The organism is Gammaproteobacteria bacterium, from assembly GCA_032250735.1.
Taxonomy (GTDB): domain Bacteria; phylum Pseudomonadota; class Gammaproteobacteria; order SZUA-152; family SZUA-152; genus SZUA-152.
In genome coordinates this window covers 47,977-63,452 of record JAVVEP010000013.1, presented here as the reverse complement: position 1 = coordinate 63,452, position 15,476 = coordinate 47,977, and the positions used below count along the sequence as shown (strand labels likewise).

The window sequence follows — 15,476 nt, the reverse complement described above, 5'->3', positions numbered from 1 at the left end:
CAGTCGAGGGGGTTCCCTGCGGTTTCGGTGCGGTGCAAAGTGCATGCCCAGGCACCTTGCACCGATCGCTGTCTCGCCTGTCGCCCGGCGAAGGGGTTAGCGGGCGCGGAAGGTGATGCGACCCTTGGATAGATCGTAGGGGGTCAGTTGTACAGTGACCTTGTCGCCGGTGAGGATGCGGATATAGTGTTTGCGCATTTTTCCGGAGATATGAGCGGTGACCACGTGGCCGTTTTCCAATTCCACGCGAAACATGGTATTCGGTAACGTATCGATTACCGTGCCTTCCATCTCGATGCCTTCTTCTTTTGCCATATTCTCTTGCTGTGCTCTTAAGTTGTAATCGGTTGTAATCAGCGCCGTAGATCTGCTTTATAGCAAAAATTTGTGAGCTGTGTTCGGGGCTAATCGCGTGATCCGGGCGCGTAGTCAGCGTGCCATTGATCGTTCCATGATCACTCAGCTGAATGTTCAGCTGAGTGATCAGAAAGACGGGCTGGATCGACAGCCACGCAAAATCCACGCGGCATAATGCCCTAAAATGGTCAAATATTCAAAGTAAGCGGGGGTAAAGTCGGGAAAAGGTTGTAAAAGCCGGCAACCTGAGTCCGCCAGGCCCCGGCGCCACACCCCCCCAAAAAAAACAGAGGCACGAGGCCTCTGTGGTGGTTGCTACGGGGAGGGAGCAAAATCTTTTGGTTTCAGACCCAATACCGCGGTAAGCAACGCGGGTTAGCAGTTGACGGCCTGTTTCCAGGGCTCGGAGTGCCAGGCGACCGAGGGATGCACCGATTCCTGTGCGAGCACCAGTTCCATTCCCAGCAGGGAGGTGACGGCCTCAAAGTCATTGGGATTGTCCAGCTGCTGCTTCAGGCATTCCAGGTGGGCGTAATTCATATACAGCGTATTCGGGCTGAACCCGTGTTCTCTTTCAAACTGCTGGCTAACATTATAGATAAAGCTCAACATGACGTGCTCCTTCAATAGGTGAGGAACCGCTACCACTAGCCCCAGTTGTCAAAATTTCCAACTTAACCCTGCACTGACTGCCTCAAAATAAAGTTGTTCCAAGTTACTGTTATTACTTTGTGTCTTAGGTTGCTGTTCTGCCTCGGTGTTCTTACTTTGAGTTATCGTCCAGACCCGGATGGGCTTGAAAATTTATTTGGACGTAGTGCGCATATTTCACACATTGCGCCGGGCTGGTGGTCGTTCGGCGAACGGATGCAATATTCGGGGCAGACGGGGTTTGGGCGGGGCTGTTGGGAGGGGCTGTTGAACCTGCCTTATGGTGGGTCTATCGGGTACAGGAAGGGGTCCAGAAAGAGGCTCAGAAAGGCAGGGGCTGGTGACGCCCAAAGCGCTGCCAGTGGCCCTTCAGGAACAGTTCCAGGGGCCTGTACTCCTGTTTGTAAAACATCTTCTGGCAGTCGCTGATCCAGTAGCCGAGGAAGAGATACGGCAGGTTACGGCGCCGCGCCTCCGAGATCTGCCAGAGCAGGGCGTAGCGCCCAAGGCTGATCGAGGAGAAATCCGGGTCAAAAAAGGTATACACAGAGGACAGTCCCTGGGCGAGCACATCCTGTACGGCAACGGCGATCAACCGACCGTGATGTCGAAACTCCACAAACTCCGTCTGCGACCAGTCGCTGCTGAGAAATTCCAGATAGCGGTGCGGATCGGCATCATCCATCCCGCCGCCGGCATGGCGGCGGCTGACGTATTGCTGGTAGAGCGCAAAGGCCTCATCGCGAAACACCGGTTTGCCGATCGTAATGGAAAAATTGGGGGCCCGCTGGTAGGTGCGGCGCTGGTTACGGTTGGGCCGAAAATGCATCACCGGCAGGCGTGCCGGTGTGCAGGCCTGGCAGCCAGGGCAATGCGGTCTGTAGACGTGGTTGCCGCTGCGGCGAAAACCGATTTCCGCCAATGCGCTGTACTTGACGCTGTCCATCGCGGCGTCGGGGTCGGCAAATACAGTGACCGCCGTCTGGCCGGGCAGATAACCGCAGGCGTGCGGTGGGCTGGAGAAGAAGGCCAGATCGACCGGCAATTTAGCCACTCCAGGGGACTCAGTGCCCATCGGTTGAGGCTGTGGTTGCCGCCTCGGTGGAGAACGGGGAGTCAGGACTCTCCGTGGTCCACAGGCCGGCCTTGCCCGGCTGCTCGCAATACTGATCGAGCAGTGCGGTAAATGCCTCGCGGCTGATGGTGTGTGCGCCCAGGCTGTCGAGGTGCCGGGACTGGATCTGGCAGTCGATGAGCGCAAAACCCCAGCGCGCGAGTTGTTGCACCAGGGTGACGAAGGCCACCTTTGAGGCGTCGGCCTGCCGGCTGAACATGGACTCGCCGAAGAACACCTGTCCCAGGGCGATACCATAGAGACCACCGACCAGTTGGCCATCACACCAGCATTCCACGGAGTGGGCGAGCCCCTGCCAGTGCAGCTGTTGATAGGCGTATTTCATCGCGGCGGTGATCCAGGTGCCGGGGTCGTTGTCCTGTCGGCGGGGGCCGCTACAGGCCTCGATGACCTCGGCAAAGGCCCGATCAAAGCTGACCTGGAAGCGGTTTTTGCGCAGGGTCTTGCGCAGGCTGCGGGAGATCTTCAGGTCGCGTGGAAACAGGACCGAGCGGGGGTTGGGTGACCACCACATAATCGGCTGGCCGTCGCTGTACCAGGGAAAGATGCCCCTGCGGTAGGCGGCCGCCAGCCGGGCCGTACTGAGATCACCGCCGAGCGCGAGCAGGCCATCCGGTTCGTCCAGGGCCAGGCGCACATCGGGGAATTCGAGGCCCGTGTCGTGAGGCTGAATCCAGTAGGGGGCGGTAGCTTGCATAGGCATCCTTATGTCAGCTGATACCGATGCTATTGCGGTTCGCTGCTGGATGAAACATCCGCGTCACGTCTAAACGGTGAATGTTCGTCCAGCTCCTGAATATAGTGTTGCATGCCCTGGGTCTCGCGGTGCAGAAAATCACTGATCGCCTTTTTGAAGGCGGGGTCCGCGATCCAGTGCGCCGACCAGGTCGGGGTGGGCAGAAAGCCGCGGCTGATTTTGTGCTCGCCCTGGGCGCCGGGGTCGAAGCGTTGTAGTTGGTGTTCAATGCAGTATTCCAGCCCCTGGTAATAGCAGGCCTCAAAGTGCAGGTTCTGATAATGGGCATCACATCCCCAGTGCCGACCGTAGAGCGTGGTGTCATCCCGATAGCAAATGGCGCTGGCGACGGTGTCGCCATGGTGTTCGGCAATGACGACGATCAGCTGTTGCGGCAGGGTCTGGCTGATGTCGCGGAAAAAATCCAGTGACAGTGTTGCATAGCCACTCAGCCGATCAAAGGTGGAACGGTAGTGTCGATGCACTGACTGCCATTGTTGTTCGCTGAGTTCATGGCCATAGAGTCGGCGCAGGGTGACGCCGCTTTCGGTGACCAGGCGTCGTTCGCGGCGAATCTTTTTACGCTTGCTGGAGGTGAAGCGGTCAAGATAGTCATCGAAGTCCCGATAGCCTTGTTCTCCCGGCAGGTTGTGCCAGTGAAACTGGCACCCCAGGCGCATCAGCAGGCCCTGTTGTTCGAGCTGCTGGCGGTTTTGTTGGTGGGGAAACAGCCAGTGCACCGAAGATAGCCCGAGATTGCTGGCGTGTTCCAGCGCGGCCTGTATCAGTTGCGCCGCAATCGTTTCGCGCTCCGCGGCGGCCGCAATCAGCAGGCGTGGGCCGGTGGCCGGGGTGTAGGGGATGGCGGAGACTAACTTGGGGTAGTAATCCATGCCGTTGCGCTGGTAGGCTTCCGCCCAGGCCCAGTCAAACACCATTTCGCCGTAGGAATTGGTTTTTAGATACAGCGGCATTGCCCCGAGCAAGCTGTCATTGTGGTAGATCAGCACATGTTGCGGAATCCAGCCGGTCGATTCCCCCACGCAGTGATGCCTTTCCAGGGCGCTGAGAAATTCATGCCGCAGAAACGGGATATCGGTTCCGGATAGTGCATTCCAAGAATCGCTTGAGACTTCGTCGAGGCTGCCGATAATGAGGCTGCGGGTGGGTGAATTGACAGGTGACATAGGTAAACGGTATACGAGGCCTTATCTTTTGTGGGTCGGATTCAATGATAAATTTTAGTCGGAACGGGTGATCAACGCATGTCTGGAAAAGAGCTGGCCCTGGATATTGGTGATAATTTGCAGCTGCAGGTGGCGGCCGATCAGGGCACACGCTATTACGTTAAGGTAATCGGCTACCTGGCCGGCAAGAGCCTGCTGGTCACCACGCCGATGGTGGACGGACACGTGCTGCCCATCAGTGAGGGGCAGTCGCTGATCGTGCGCCTGATGTCGGGAAATGAGATCGTGGGTTTCTCAGTGACCGTGATCTGTTCCGTTGCCCGGCCGTATCCCCATCTGCATTTGAGTTTCCCCAGAAACGTGCAGGCGGTCACCGTGCGCAAGGCGCTGCGGGTGGACCTGAATATGCCGGCCACGGTGCATCCCTGTCTGGCGGATTCGTTTGCGGCCGATGCCGCCCAGCCATCCCAGCCGGTGACCATCCAGGACATGAGCACCAGTGGCGCCTTGCTGATCGCCAAAAGCCCCCTGGTGGAAACCGGTCAGGGCTTGCTGGTGTCGATGAGTTTTGATGTGGCCGATGAGGTGGAAGAGGTGACCCTGCAGGCCATCGTGCGCAATATCCGCACCGAGCGGGGTGAAAAGGTCGGTCAGCGCTATTTCCATCACGGTGTCGAACTGCGTCTGATTGATCGCGCGCAATCGGTGTTGGTGCATGCCTTTGTCTACCAGCGTATCGCTCGCGGACAGGGCTGAGAGCCTGTGAAAAATTCGACGCCCTCGCTACGGCCGTCGATTTTTTCACAGGCTCTGAGTTTCCCCGCGGACCCTGCTGCTTCTCGATCTTATCCCGCCAGGTTGTCCAGGTAACGTTCTGCGTCCAGCGCCGCCATGCAGCCGGTGCCGGCGGAGGTGATCGCCTGGCGATAGATGTGGTCTGCCACATCGCCGGCGGCGAACACGCCTTCGATGCTGCAGGCCGTCGCGTTACCCTGGGTGCCGCTCTTTACCTTCAGGTAGCCGTGTTCCATGTCCAGCTGACCATCAAACAGGCCGGTGTTGGGTTTGTGGCCAATGGCGATGAACACGCCGTCCAGCGCGATCTCCTGGGTGCTGTCGTCCTGGGTGCTCTTGATGCGCATCCCGGTAACGCCCATGTTGTCGCCCAGCACCTCGTCCAGGGTGTGGTTCCACTGGACCGAAATGTTGCCGGTCCTGGTCTTTTCGATCAGTTGATCGGCCAGAATCTTCTCACAGCTGAATTTGTCGCGGCGATGCACCACGGTCACGTGGGAGGCGATGTTGGCCAGATACAGCGCCTCTTCCACCGCAGTGTTGCCGCCGCCGATAACCGCCACCGGTTTGTTTTTGTAGAAAAAGCCGTCGCAGGTGGCGCAGCCGGAAACGCCGCGACCCTTGAAGGCCTCTTCCGACTCCAGGCCCAGATACATGGCCGAGGCGCCGGTGGCGATGATCAGTGCGTCGCAGCTGTACACGCCGCTGTCGCCGGTGAGGGTGAAGGGGCGTTTGCTCAGGTCCGCCTTGTTAATGGTGTCAAAGATCATCTCGGTGTTGAAGCGCTCGGCGTGTTTGCGCATGCGATCCATCAGCTCCGGGCCCTGCACGCCGTCATTGTCGCCGGGCCAGTTGTCGACGTCGGTGGTGGTCATCAACTGTCCACCCTGTTCCAGGCCGGTGATCAGCACCGGGTTGAGGTTGGCGCGTGAGGCGTAGACGGCAGCGGAATACCCTGCGGGGCCGGAACCAAGAATAATCAGGCGGCAGTGTTTGGTCTCACTCATTTAAAAACTCCTACAAAAGACGGTGAATTTCGGGGTGGTCGCAGCGTGCGTAAACGGCGCATGGCTTGCAGTCAGCAGACTGCCAATATAGTACGAATCCGTGCGCAGCGGGAGGGCGGCGGGCAAAATTAATGGCCCGCCGCCAGAGGCCGTCGATCGCGTGGGCCGGTTTTAGAGAGATGTTGCCTTTGAGATCTCCGCGGGGGGAATGGGTAACACTGCGCTGAAGCAGCAGCCTTCACCCTTGGCGCTTTTCACCAGCAGCTTGCCGCCCATGAGTTCACAAAAGCGTTTGCTAATGGTCAGGCCCAGGCCGGTGCCGCCAAATGCCTTGCTGATGTCCTGGCTTTCCTGATGGAACGGTAAAAATATGGATTCGATCTTTTCTGCCCGTATGCCGATGCCGCTGTCGGTCACCTTGAAGACCAGGTACTCCTTACTCTGCTCGTCGTGCCCCATGGTCTTTTGGCTCACCGCCAGACGGATGTGTCCGTTGTGGGTAAATTTGCAGGCGTTGCTCAGCAGATTGAACAGCACCTGGCGGAGCTTGTTGACATCGGTGCGCAGGGTGGTAATCCCGCTGGCCACATCAATCTCAAACTGATTGGCATTCTTTTCCACCAGCGGTCGAATGGTAGCGGCGACATCGTGGGTCAATTCATGGATGTCGATGTTTTCATAAAACACATCCATCCGGCCTTCTTCAATCTTCGATAGGTCGAGGACCTCGTTGATCAGCCCCAACAGATGGATGCCGGAATTGTGAATATTCTTCAGGTCGCGAGCATGTCCGGTTTGGCCGCTATCGCGCATCTCCTCGCCCAGTATCTCGCTATAACCCAGAATGGCATTCAGCGGTGTGCGCAACTCGTGGCTCATATTGGCCAGAAAGTGGTTTTTGGCCATGTCGGCCTTTTTGGCCTTGGATACGGCCTCGCTGAGCCGATTCAGCAGAATCGAGATATAGGGCGGGATGACGATCAACCAGATCAGCAGCCCGATGGCGAACATGGGGTACTGTTGCCAAAACGCCCCGGTGGCGATCACCCAGCAGAATCCCGCCACGGCTATTGCCTGTGCGGCGTACAGATAGTTTTTGCCGAAGCGAAAGCCGTTGGCGATGATGCCCCACAGATAGCCGCCATAGAGCGGTGCGCCAATATCACCGGTGACCGACAGGGCATAGGTGACAATGCCCATGTCGATGATAATTCCGGTTAGGCGTCGGCTGGGAGAGGGTGTGGCGTGAAACCAGAGCACGGCGACCAGGCCGATGGAGAAGGCCAGATACAGCAGGGCGGCGATGAGCACTTCGGTGCGGTGTTCGGTTTTGCCGGTCACCTGATAGGAGACCAGTAGAAAAATCAGCGCGAAGCCGGCCAGGCCGACACGGATCAGTGCCTGTTCGTGTTCGGTATCCTGGCGATGTCGGAAACGCTGGAGCATGCGAGCCCATATCCTGTTATGTGTGCAGGTCAACGGCCTGCCTTCTGCCATATCGTCAATAAACCCGCAGTGCTTTAGGTGATTCTGTCGGTTGCTACAGGGCCCGTTGGATTCTGGTTATACTGCACGGGATTGCGCCTGGCCCGAAACATGACAACAAGGAATGCGGTATGAAAATCGGTGTACCCAAAGAGATACGCGTGCTGGAAGGCCGGGTGGGCCTGATCCCCGCCGCTGCCGGACAGCTGGTGGAGCAGGGCCATGAGGTGCTGGTGGAAGCTGGCGCCGGCCGCCTGAGCGGCTACCCGGATCAGGCCTATGCGGACCTGGGCGTGACCCTGATGGACACGGCCGCGGCCGTTTATGACGCGGCGGAGATGATCGTCAAGGTCAAGGAGCCGCAGCCGGTGGAGGTGGCGCTGTTGCGCAAGGATCAGCTGCTGTTTTCTTATCTGCACCTCGCGGCAGACCTCGGCCTGCTGCACGCCCTGCAGGCGACCGGGGTCACTGCGGTGGCCTTTGAGACCGTGGAGACCGATACCGGTCTGTTACCCCTGCTCGCGCCCATGAGCGATATCGCTGGCCGGGTGGCGGTGCAGGTGGGGGCCCATCTGCTGCACCAGCCGCAGGGGGGAGAAGGCATCCTGCTGGGTGGCGTGCCGGGCGCCGAGCGCGGCCGGGTGGTGGTGCTGGGGGCCGGGGTGGCAGGCGGCAGTGCCGCGCTGCTGGCCGCCGCGATGGGGGCCGAGGTCACGGTGTTTGATCGCGATCGCGACAAGCTGGCCCGGATGCGCGCCCTGGGCAACAATGTCACCGGGCTCTATCCCTATCCCGATGCCCTGCATCAGGCGGTGGTGGAGGCGGATCTGCTGATCGGCGCGGTGTTGATCGCCGGTCAGCGGGCGACCCGGTTGGTGAGCGCGCAGACCGTGGCCGAGATGCGCGCCGGCAGCGTGATCATCGATATCTCGGTCGACCAGGGCGGCTGCATCGAAACCACCCGCCCCACGGACTACGCCAATCCCACCTTTGTGGTGGATGGGGTGATCCATTTCGGCGTCACCAACATGCCGGGCGCGGTGCCGCGTACCGCCTCACAGGCGCTCTCGGCGGCGCTGATTCCCTATGTCGCCCGTCTGGCCCGGCCGGACTGGCAACAACACCCCGAGCTGCGGCGCGGCATCAATCTCCGGCACGGAGAGGTCGTACATTCGGCGCTGAAAGGGTTAACATAGGCGATTAAGAGGGGCTTGCGATTATGCCCCCACGTTATCGTCCAGAACGAGGCACAAGGCGACCTTGGCACAAGCAAAAGCACAGACCAAAGCAGAGCTGGCAAAGCACAAGATGCCGCTTGCGGCACACATGATCCGGGGCCTGCGTGAGGGGGCGCTGATCATCTTCGGCACCACCGCCCTGTACCTGCTGGTGTCTCTCAGTTCCTACGATGTCCGCGACCCCGGCTGGTCGCACAGCGAAACGGTGAGCCACATCGCCAACGCGGGCGGCGTGCTGGGCGCCTGGTTTGCCGATGTATTTCTGCTCTTGTTCGGCTATCTCGCCTATCTGGTGCCGGTGGGCGTGGCCTATTGGGGCTGGCTGTTGTTCATGGGCCGCAAACGCGAAGGGCCGATGGATCTGCGCCACGGCGCACTGCGTACCCTGGGATTCTTTTTTACCCTGGGTGCGGGAGCCGGTCTGGCCAAACTGCATTTTGCCGATTTCTCCCAGCTGCCGGAGGGCTCCGGCGGGGTGCTGGGTGACGTGGTGGGCAATGCCCTGGTGGCTGTGGTCAATCCGCTGGGTGCGACCCTGTTTCTGCTGGCGCTGTTTCTCACCGGTATCACCCTGCTCACCAGCCTGTCGTGGTTGCGGCTGATGGACAGCACCGGCCGCCTGACGCTGGGCACGCTGGCCTGGTTGCGCGAGTGGCTTCTCAACCTGCGCGATGAGATCGAGGGCCGCCGTGCCCGCGCCAAGCGCGAGGCGGCGATGCAGACCACCAAACAGAAGACCGAGAAGCGCGCCCCGTTGCGCATTGAGCCGGTGATCAAGCCGGTGGCGCAGATTTCCGATCGGGAACAAAAAGAGCGTCAGGTACCGCTGTTTGATGCGCCGGTGGAGGGCAGCTTGCCGGCGCTGTCGCTGCTGGACCCGGCGGGGGCGCGCAAGAGCGATGTCTCCCCGGCGGCGCTGGAGGCGGTGTCGCGTCAGGTGGAGATCAAGCTGGCCGACTTCGGCGTGGAGGTGCAGGTGGTGGCGGTGCATCCCGGCCCGGTGGTGACCCGTTACGAGCTGGAGCTGGCGCCGGGCGTCAAGGTCAGCAAAATCACCACCCTGGCCAAGGATCTGGCGCGCTCCCTGTCGGCCATCAGCGTGCGCGTGGTGGAGGTGATCCCCGGCAAACACACCATCGGGGTGGAGATTCCCAACGAGATCCGGGAGATCGTGCGGCTCTCCGAGGTACTGCGTTCCCAGGTCTACGAACAGGCCAGCTCGCCGCTGACCATGGCCCTGGGGGTGGACATCGCCGGCCATCCGGTGGTGGCCGACCTGGCCAAGATGCCGCACCTGCTGGTGGCGGGTACCACCGGTTCGGGTAAATCCGTGGGCCTCAACGCCATGGTGCTAAGCATGCTGTATAACGCCACGCCGGACGACGTGCGCATGATCATGATCGATCCCAAGATGCTGGAGCTGTCCGTGTACGAGGGCATTCCGCATCTGCTGTCGCCAGTGGTGACCGACATGAAGGACGCCGCCAACGCGCTGCGCTGGTGTGTGGCGGAGATGGAGCGGCGTTACAAACTGATGGCCAATCAGGGCGTGCGTAACCTGGCGGGTTTTAATCGCAAGGTCAAAGATGCCAACGAGGCCGGTGAACCCATTAAAGATCCGTTCTTCAAACCCATCATGGAGGGTGACGAGCGCTTCCTCGAACACATGCCGCAGATCGTGGTGATCGTGGACGAGCTGGCCGACATGATGATGACCGTGGGCAAAAAGGTCGAAGAACTCATCGCCCGCCTCGCGCAAAAGGCACGCGCCTGCGGCATCCATTTGATCCTTGCCACCCAGCGCCCCTCGGTGGATGTGTTGACGGGACTGATCAAGGCCAATATTCCCACCCGTATCGCCTTCCAGGTCTCGGCCAAGGTGGACTCGCGCACCATCCTCGACCAGGGCGGCGCCGAACAGCTGCTGGGCCACGGCGACATGCTGTACATCCCGCCGGGCACGTCGATTTCCAATCGTGTGCACGGCGCCTTTGTGTCCGATGCCGAGGTGCACCGCGTGGTGGCCGACTGGCGCAAACGCGGTACGCCGCAATACATCGATGAGATTCTCGAAGGCCCGCCCGCCGGCGCCGACATGGGCATGCCTGGCCTGGAGGAGGAGGGCTCGGAAAGCGATGCCCTCTACGACGAGGCGGTGCGCATCGTCACCGAAACCCGCAAGGCCTCCATCTCCGGCGTGCAACGTCGCCTGCGCATCGGCTACAACCGCGCCGCCCGCATGGTTGAGGACATGGAGCGCGCCGGTGTGGTGGGCCCCCTGCAGTCAAATGGCTCGCGCGAGGTCATCGCACCGCCGCCGCCGGAGGATTGATTTTTAATCCTCAGGTCAGGGGACCGCACCGGTCAGGGGACAGATCTATTTTTTCATCGAGCATCATCGTCCAGCTCCTCCAGCCTTGGCGAAAAAATAGATCTGTCCCCGTTGTGAACGAATCTGTCCCTGTTGAACGTCTCCGCTATGTCTGGAAGGAATGAGTAAATCATCATGATGTGTAACCACAAAACATTTTCCCTGCGCCCGCTTTTGCTCGGCTGTCTATTGCTGCTGCCGCTCTCCCTGCCGGCGGCCTCGGTCACTGAGCGCCTGCAGGCCTTTTTTGCCGAGCAGGGCAGTATGCGCGCGGACTTTGTGCAGACCGTGCAGGCCGCGGCATTTGCCCAGCCCGAGCAGTCGAGTGGCACCCTGCTGTTGCAGCGGCCGAACCGGTTTCGCTGGGACTATATCCAGCCCTACCAGCAGCAGATTGTCGCCGATGGTCAGCGCCTGTGGATCTACGATGTGGACCTGGAGCAGGTGATCGTCAAACCGATGGACGCGGCGCTGGGCGACACCCCGGCCCTGTTGCTCAGCGGCACCGGGGATGTGAGCGAACGCTTTGAGGTCAGTGCGATCACCGATCGCGAGGATGCGCTGCAGTGGGTGCGTCTGATACCGAAGCAGGCGGACACCGGTTTCAAGGAGATACGCCTCGGCTTCGGCCCGCAGCACCTGTTGAGCATGGAACTGGTGGACGGCTTTGGCCAGCAGACCCGGCTGGTCTTTACCAATGTGCAAACCGGGGTGAGCCTGCCCGAGGAGCGTTTCCGTTTCGTGCCGCCCAAGGGGGTGGATGTGGTGGGTGATTCTGGTTAGAGACAAGGCAGTACTTTCTACTTGCGGTTTACGCCACTAGCAAGGCCCTGCATTTCGACGCTATTTGACACATGCAAAACTCTATCGACCTTTTCGCCATTAACGACGACCCGCGCAGTCACCCGCTGGCGGATCGCATGCGCCCGCGTAACCTGTCGGAATACTGTGGACAGACCCATCTGCTCGGCGAGGGCAAACCGCTGCGGCTGGCCATCGAGTCGGACAAGCTGCATTCCATGGTGTTCTGGGGGCCACCGGGTACCGGCAAGACCACCCTGGCGCGGATGATTGCGCGCAGCGCCGCGGCGGAGTTTATTAGTCTGTCGGCGGTGCTCTCCGGGGTGAAGGATATCCGCGCCGCCATCGACTCCGCCAGGCGTCTGCGTAATGAACAGGGCCGCGCCACGGTGCTGTTTGTGGACGAGGTGCATCGCTTCAACAAGTCCCAGCAGGATGCCTTTTTGCCCTTTGTGGAAGACGGCACGGTGACCTTCATCGGCGCCACCACCGAGAATCCCTCGTTTGAACTGAATAACGCGCTGCTGTCGCGGGCGCGGGTGTACGTGCTCAAATCCCTGAGCGTGGCGGAGATACGCCGCATTATCGATCAGGCCCTGGCGGATGTGGAACGCGGTTTGGGCGCCCGCGCCTTGCAGGTCGAGGACGCCCAGCGTGACGCCCTGGCGAGTGCCGCCGATGGTGATGCACGTCGGGCCTTGAATCTGCTGGAGATCGCCGGCGATCTGGCAGAGGCGGATGAGCATGGCGTCGAACACCTGCACGAGGCGCTGTTAAACGAGGTGCTGGCCGGTGGCCTGCGCCGATTTGACAAGGGCGGCGAGGCCTTTTACGACCAGATCTCCGCGCTGCATAAATCGGTGCGCGGTTCCAATCCGGATGCGGCCCTGTACTGGATGACGCGCATGCTGGATGGCGGCTGTGACCCGCTGTATGTCGCCCGCCGGGTGGTGCGCATGGCCTCGGAAGATATCGGCAACGCCGATCCGCGCGGTCTGCAACTGGCCCTGAATGCCTGGGATGTGCTGGAGCGTCTCGGCAGCCCCGAGGGCGAACTGGCCGTGGCGCAGGCCGTGTTGTATCTGGCGTGCGCACCGAAAAGTAACGCGGTGTATACCGCCTTCAATGCGGCGATGGGTGATGCCCGCAGGGAGGGTTCGCAGGAGGTGCCGTTGCACCTGCGCAATGCGCCCACCAAACTGATGAAGGAACTGGATTACGGCAAGGCTTATCGTTACGCCCATGACGAGGCGGACGGCTTTGCGGCGGGGGAGAAATATTTTCCGGAGGCCCTGGGCGAGCGGGTATACTATCGTCCCGTGGAACGTGGCCTGGAAATCAGGATCGGCGAGCGTTTGCGTTACCTGCGGCAATTGAATAAAAATCCGCAGCAGACGGACTAATCGCCTTGTTAGTAAATGGTTTAAACCGGAGCGGGGAAATCGATCAACCTATGCAGGTATTGGCAATAGCAATCGGCGGTGCGCTCGGTGCATTATTTCGGTTCTGGATGTCTAACGGCATTTATGGGTTGTTGGGGCGTAATTTTCCCTACGGCACCCTGGCCGTCAATGTGCTGGGTTCCCTGTTGATGGGATTCCTGTACGTGATGCTGGTGGACAAGCTGGCGCTGGGGCCGCACTGGCGCGCGGCACTGCTGATCGGCCTGCTGGGCGCGTTTACCACCTTCTCCACCTTCTCCATGGAAACGCTGAATCTGGTGGAGGCGGGTGAAGTGTTTAAGGCATTATTGAATGTGCTGTTGAGTGTTTCCTTATGTCTGGTTGCCACCTGGCTGGGTGTGCTGGCAGGGAGGTCGGTATGAAGGAGAGGGCGATGAAAACCATCGAGGTCACCATGGTGCGTGTGTATCTCACCGAGGCCGAGGCCCATCTGAACGCGTTATTGAAACAGCTCCATGATGAGGGCGGCGTGCGCGGGGTAACGGTGTTTCGCGGGATTGCCGGCTTTGGCCCATCGGGCGCGATGCACACCTCATCGTTACTGGACGTGTCGCTGGATCTACCCATGGTAATCGAGTTTTTTGACGAACCCGTTAGGGCCGCGGCGATGATCGAGTCGCTTTATCCCCGGCTTGGCGCCGGTCACATCGTCAGCTGGCTCGTGCACCTGTCGGTCGATAATTGATTCACCACTGATTATCCGCTAATTGTTATTAAGTCACATGAAGAAGATACCCTTCAATCAAGACACGCTGAGAATACATCCGTGTACGCTCGACAGCAGCATCCCTGCTGCTGACGGTCTTGATTGAAGGGTATCTTCTTCATGTGACTTGTTAGTAACAACAGGCTTGGCTTGCGCGGCGGGTTTTTAGCCCATGAACAAAATAGCAGAGAGAACCTAAATATATGTTAGACCCAAAGCTGATACGCAATGATCTCGAAGCCGTTGCCGAGAAACTGTCGCGGCGTGGTTTTAGCCTGGACGTCGATCGACTGACTTCGCTGGAAAATCGGCGCAAAGAGCTACAGGTCAGCACCCAGGATCTGCAGCGCCTGCGCAACAACAGCGCCAAGACCATCGGCAAGGCAAAGGCCAACGGTGAAGATACCGGCCCGTTGCTGGCGGCGGTGGCGGATCTGGGGGATAAGCTGCGTGATGCGGAGGCCGAGCTGGCCGAGGTGCAGGTGCAGCTGAATGATATCCTGATGGCGGTGCCGAACCTGCCGCACGACAGCGTACCGCTGGGTATAGATGAAAATGATAATGAGGAAGTGCGTCGCTGGGGTGAAGCCAGGCATTTCGATTTTGAGGTAAAAGACCACGTCGATCTGGGTGCCCTGGTGGACGGCATGGATTTCGAGACCGCGGCGAAACTGGCGGGCAGTCGTTTCAGCCTGCTCAGTGGGCCGCTGGCACGGATGCATCGCGCCCTCATCCAGTTGATGTTAGATGTCCATACCGCCGAGCATGGCTACACGGAAACCTATGTGCCGTACCTGGTCAATGCCGATAGTCTGCGCGGCACCGGTCAGTTGCCCAAGTTTGAGGAAGACCTGTTTCAGATGGGTGATGGGGGGTATTACCTGATTCCCACCGCCGAAGTGCCGCTGACCAATATCGTCCGCGATGTGATCATTGAAAATGAGTGCATGCCGCGGAAGTTTGTCGCCCATACCCCGTGTTTCCGCAGCGAGGCCGGCGCCTATGGCCGGGATACGCGCGGCCTGATTCGTCAGCACCAGTTTGAAAAGGTGGAGCTGGTACAGGTGGTGCGCCCCGAGGAATCCTATGCCGCCCTGGAAGAGCTCACAGGCCATGCCGAGCGTATCCTGCAGGCGCTCAAGCTGCCCTATCGCGTCATGTCCCTGTGCACAGGGGATATAGGTTTCTCCAGTGCCAAGACCTATGATCTGGAGGTCTGGTTGCCGGCGCAGAAGACCTATCGTGAGATCTCCTCCTGTTCGAATTTCGAGGATTTTCAGGCGCGACGCATGCTGGCCCGATATCGCACCCCCGATGGCGGCAAGCCGGAGCTGGTGCACACCGTGAACGGTTCCGGTCTGGCCGTGGGGCGTACCCTGGTCGCGGTGATGGAAAATTATCAGCAGGCCGATGGCAGCATCACGGTCCCCGAGGTGTTGCAGCCATACATGGGCGGTCTGGCGCTGATTCCGGCCGCCTAGTATTTTGGGTTTTTAACAGATCGGTGTCGTCTAACTAATCGTAGTAGGGTGCATCCGTAGGCG

At 59.9% G+C, this 15,476-nt stretch carries 15 protein-coding genes; 8 read left to right on the top strand and 7 right to left on the bottom strand.

Going from position 1 to position 15,476, the window contains the following annotated elements; translation table 11 throughout:
- Positions 1-96 precede the first annotated feature (96 nt).
- The 5 genes from infA to RRB22_09265 all read right to left on the bottom strand — a co-directional run bounded on the left by infA (position 97) and on the right by RRB22_09265 (position 4,066).
- A complete protein-coding gene (infA, locus tag RRB22_09285; protein MDT8384596.1) occupies positions 97-315 on the bottom strand; it encodes a translation initiation factor IF-1 in 219 nt (72 codons plus the stop codon).
- Between the two features lie 417 nt (positions 316-732).
- On the bottom strand, positions 733-969 hold the full coding sequence (locus tag RRB22_09280) for a hypothetical protein (GenBank protein MDT8384595.1): 237 nt from the start codon (positions 967-969) through the stop codon (positions 733-735).
- Between the two features lie 361 nt (positions 970-1,330).
- The gene (locus RRB22_09275) at positions 1,331-2,053 is read right to left on the bottom strand and encodes an arginyltransferase (GenBank protein ID MDT8384594.1); all 723 of its coding nucleotides are present in this window, start codon (positions 2,051-2,053) and stop codon (positions 1,331-1,333) included.
- 19 nt (positions 2,054-2,072) lie between these two features.
- Positions 2,073-2,840: a leucyl/phenylalanyl-tRNA--protein transferase gene (gene aat / locus RRB22_09270; GenBank protein ID MDT8384593.1), complete on the bottom strand. Its 768-nt coding sequence runs from the start codon at positions 2,838-2,840 to the stop codon at positions 2,073-2,075.
- 29 nt (positions 2,841-2,869) lie between these two features.
- A complete protein-coding gene (locus tag RRB22_09265; protein ID MDT8384592.1) occupies positions 2,870-4,066 on the bottom strand; it encodes a GNAT family N-acetyltransferase in 1,197 nt (398 codons plus the stop codon).
- 78 nt (positions 4,067-4,144) lie between these two features.
- Between RRB22_09265 and RRB22_09260 the strand changes: the two genes are divergently transcribed.
- Positions 4,145-4,822, top strand: a complete 678-nt coding sequence (locus tag RRB22_09260) for a flagellar brake protein (protein MDT8384591.1) — start codon at positions 4,145-4,147, stop codon at positions 4,820-4,822.
- 89 nt (positions 4,823-4,911) lie between these two features.
- Here RRB22_09260 and trxB read toward each other — a convergent pair whose 3' ends face one another.
- A complete protein-coding gene (trxB, locus tag RRB22_09255) occupies positions 4,912-5,868 on the bottom strand; it encodes a thioredoxin-disulfide reductase (GenBank protein ID MDT8384590.1) in 957 nt (318 codons plus the stop codon).
- Positions 5,869-6,039: 171 nt separating this feature from the next.
- Positions 6,040-7,314, bottom strand: a complete 1,275-nt coding sequence (locus tag RRB22_09250) for an ATP-binding protein (GenBank protein MDT8384589.1) — start codon at positions 7,312-7,314, stop codon at positions 6,040-6,042.
- A gap of 170 nt (positions 7,315-7,484) precedes the next feature.
- On the opposite strand from RRB22_09250, the gene ald reads away from it, so the two are divergent.
- From ald to serS, 7 genes are all read left to right on the top strand, one after another.
- On the top strand, positions 7,485-8,549 hold the full coding sequence (gene ald, locus RRB22_09245) for an alanine dehydrogenase (protein MDT8384588.1): 1,065 nt from the start codon (positions 7,485-7,487) through the stop codon (positions 8,547-8,549).
- Between the two features lie 112 nt (positions 8,550-8,661).
- Positions 8,662-10,923, top strand: coding sequence for a DNA translocase FtsK 4TM domain-containing protein (locus RRB22_09240; protein MDT8384587.1), 2,262 nt, complete (start codon positions 8,662-8,664; stop codon positions 10,921-10,923).
- 174 nt (positions 10,924-11,097) lie between these two features.
- Entirely contained in the window at positions 11,098-11,745 is a 648-nt protein-coding gene (gene lolA, locus RRB22_09235) for an outer membrane lipoprotein chaperone LolA (protein ID MDT8384586.1), read from the top strand.
- A 71-nt stretch (positions 11,746-11,816) separates the two neighbouring features.
- Positions 11,817-13,166, top strand: a complete 1,350-nt coding sequence (locus tag RRB22_09230; GenBank protein ID MDT8384585.1) for a replication-associated recombination protein A — start codon at positions 11,817-11,819, stop codon at positions 13,164-13,166.
- Positions 13,167-13,216: 50 nt separating this feature from the next.
- Positions 13,217-13,588, top strand: coding sequence for a fluoride efflux transporter CrcB (gene crcB / locus RRB22_09225; GenBank protein MDT8384584.1), 372 nt, complete (start codon positions 13,217-13,219; stop codon positions 13,586-13,588).
- A gap of 11 nt (positions 13,589-13,599) precedes the next feature.
- The gene (locus RRB22_09220; GenBank protein MDT8384583.1) at positions 13,600-13,911 is read left to right on the top strand and encodes a DUF190 domain-containing protein; all 312 of its coding nucleotides are present in this window, start codon (positions 13,600-13,602) and stop codon (positions 13,909-13,911) included.
- Between the two features lie 224 nt (positions 13,912-14,135).
- Positions 14,136-15,413 (top strand): serine--tRNA ligase, encoded by a 1,278-nt coding sequence (gene serS, locus RRB22_09215; protein ID MDT8384582.1) that lies wholly within the window; start codon positions 14,136-14,138, stop codon positions 15,411-15,413.
- Positions 15,414-15,476: the final 63 nt, after the last annotated feature.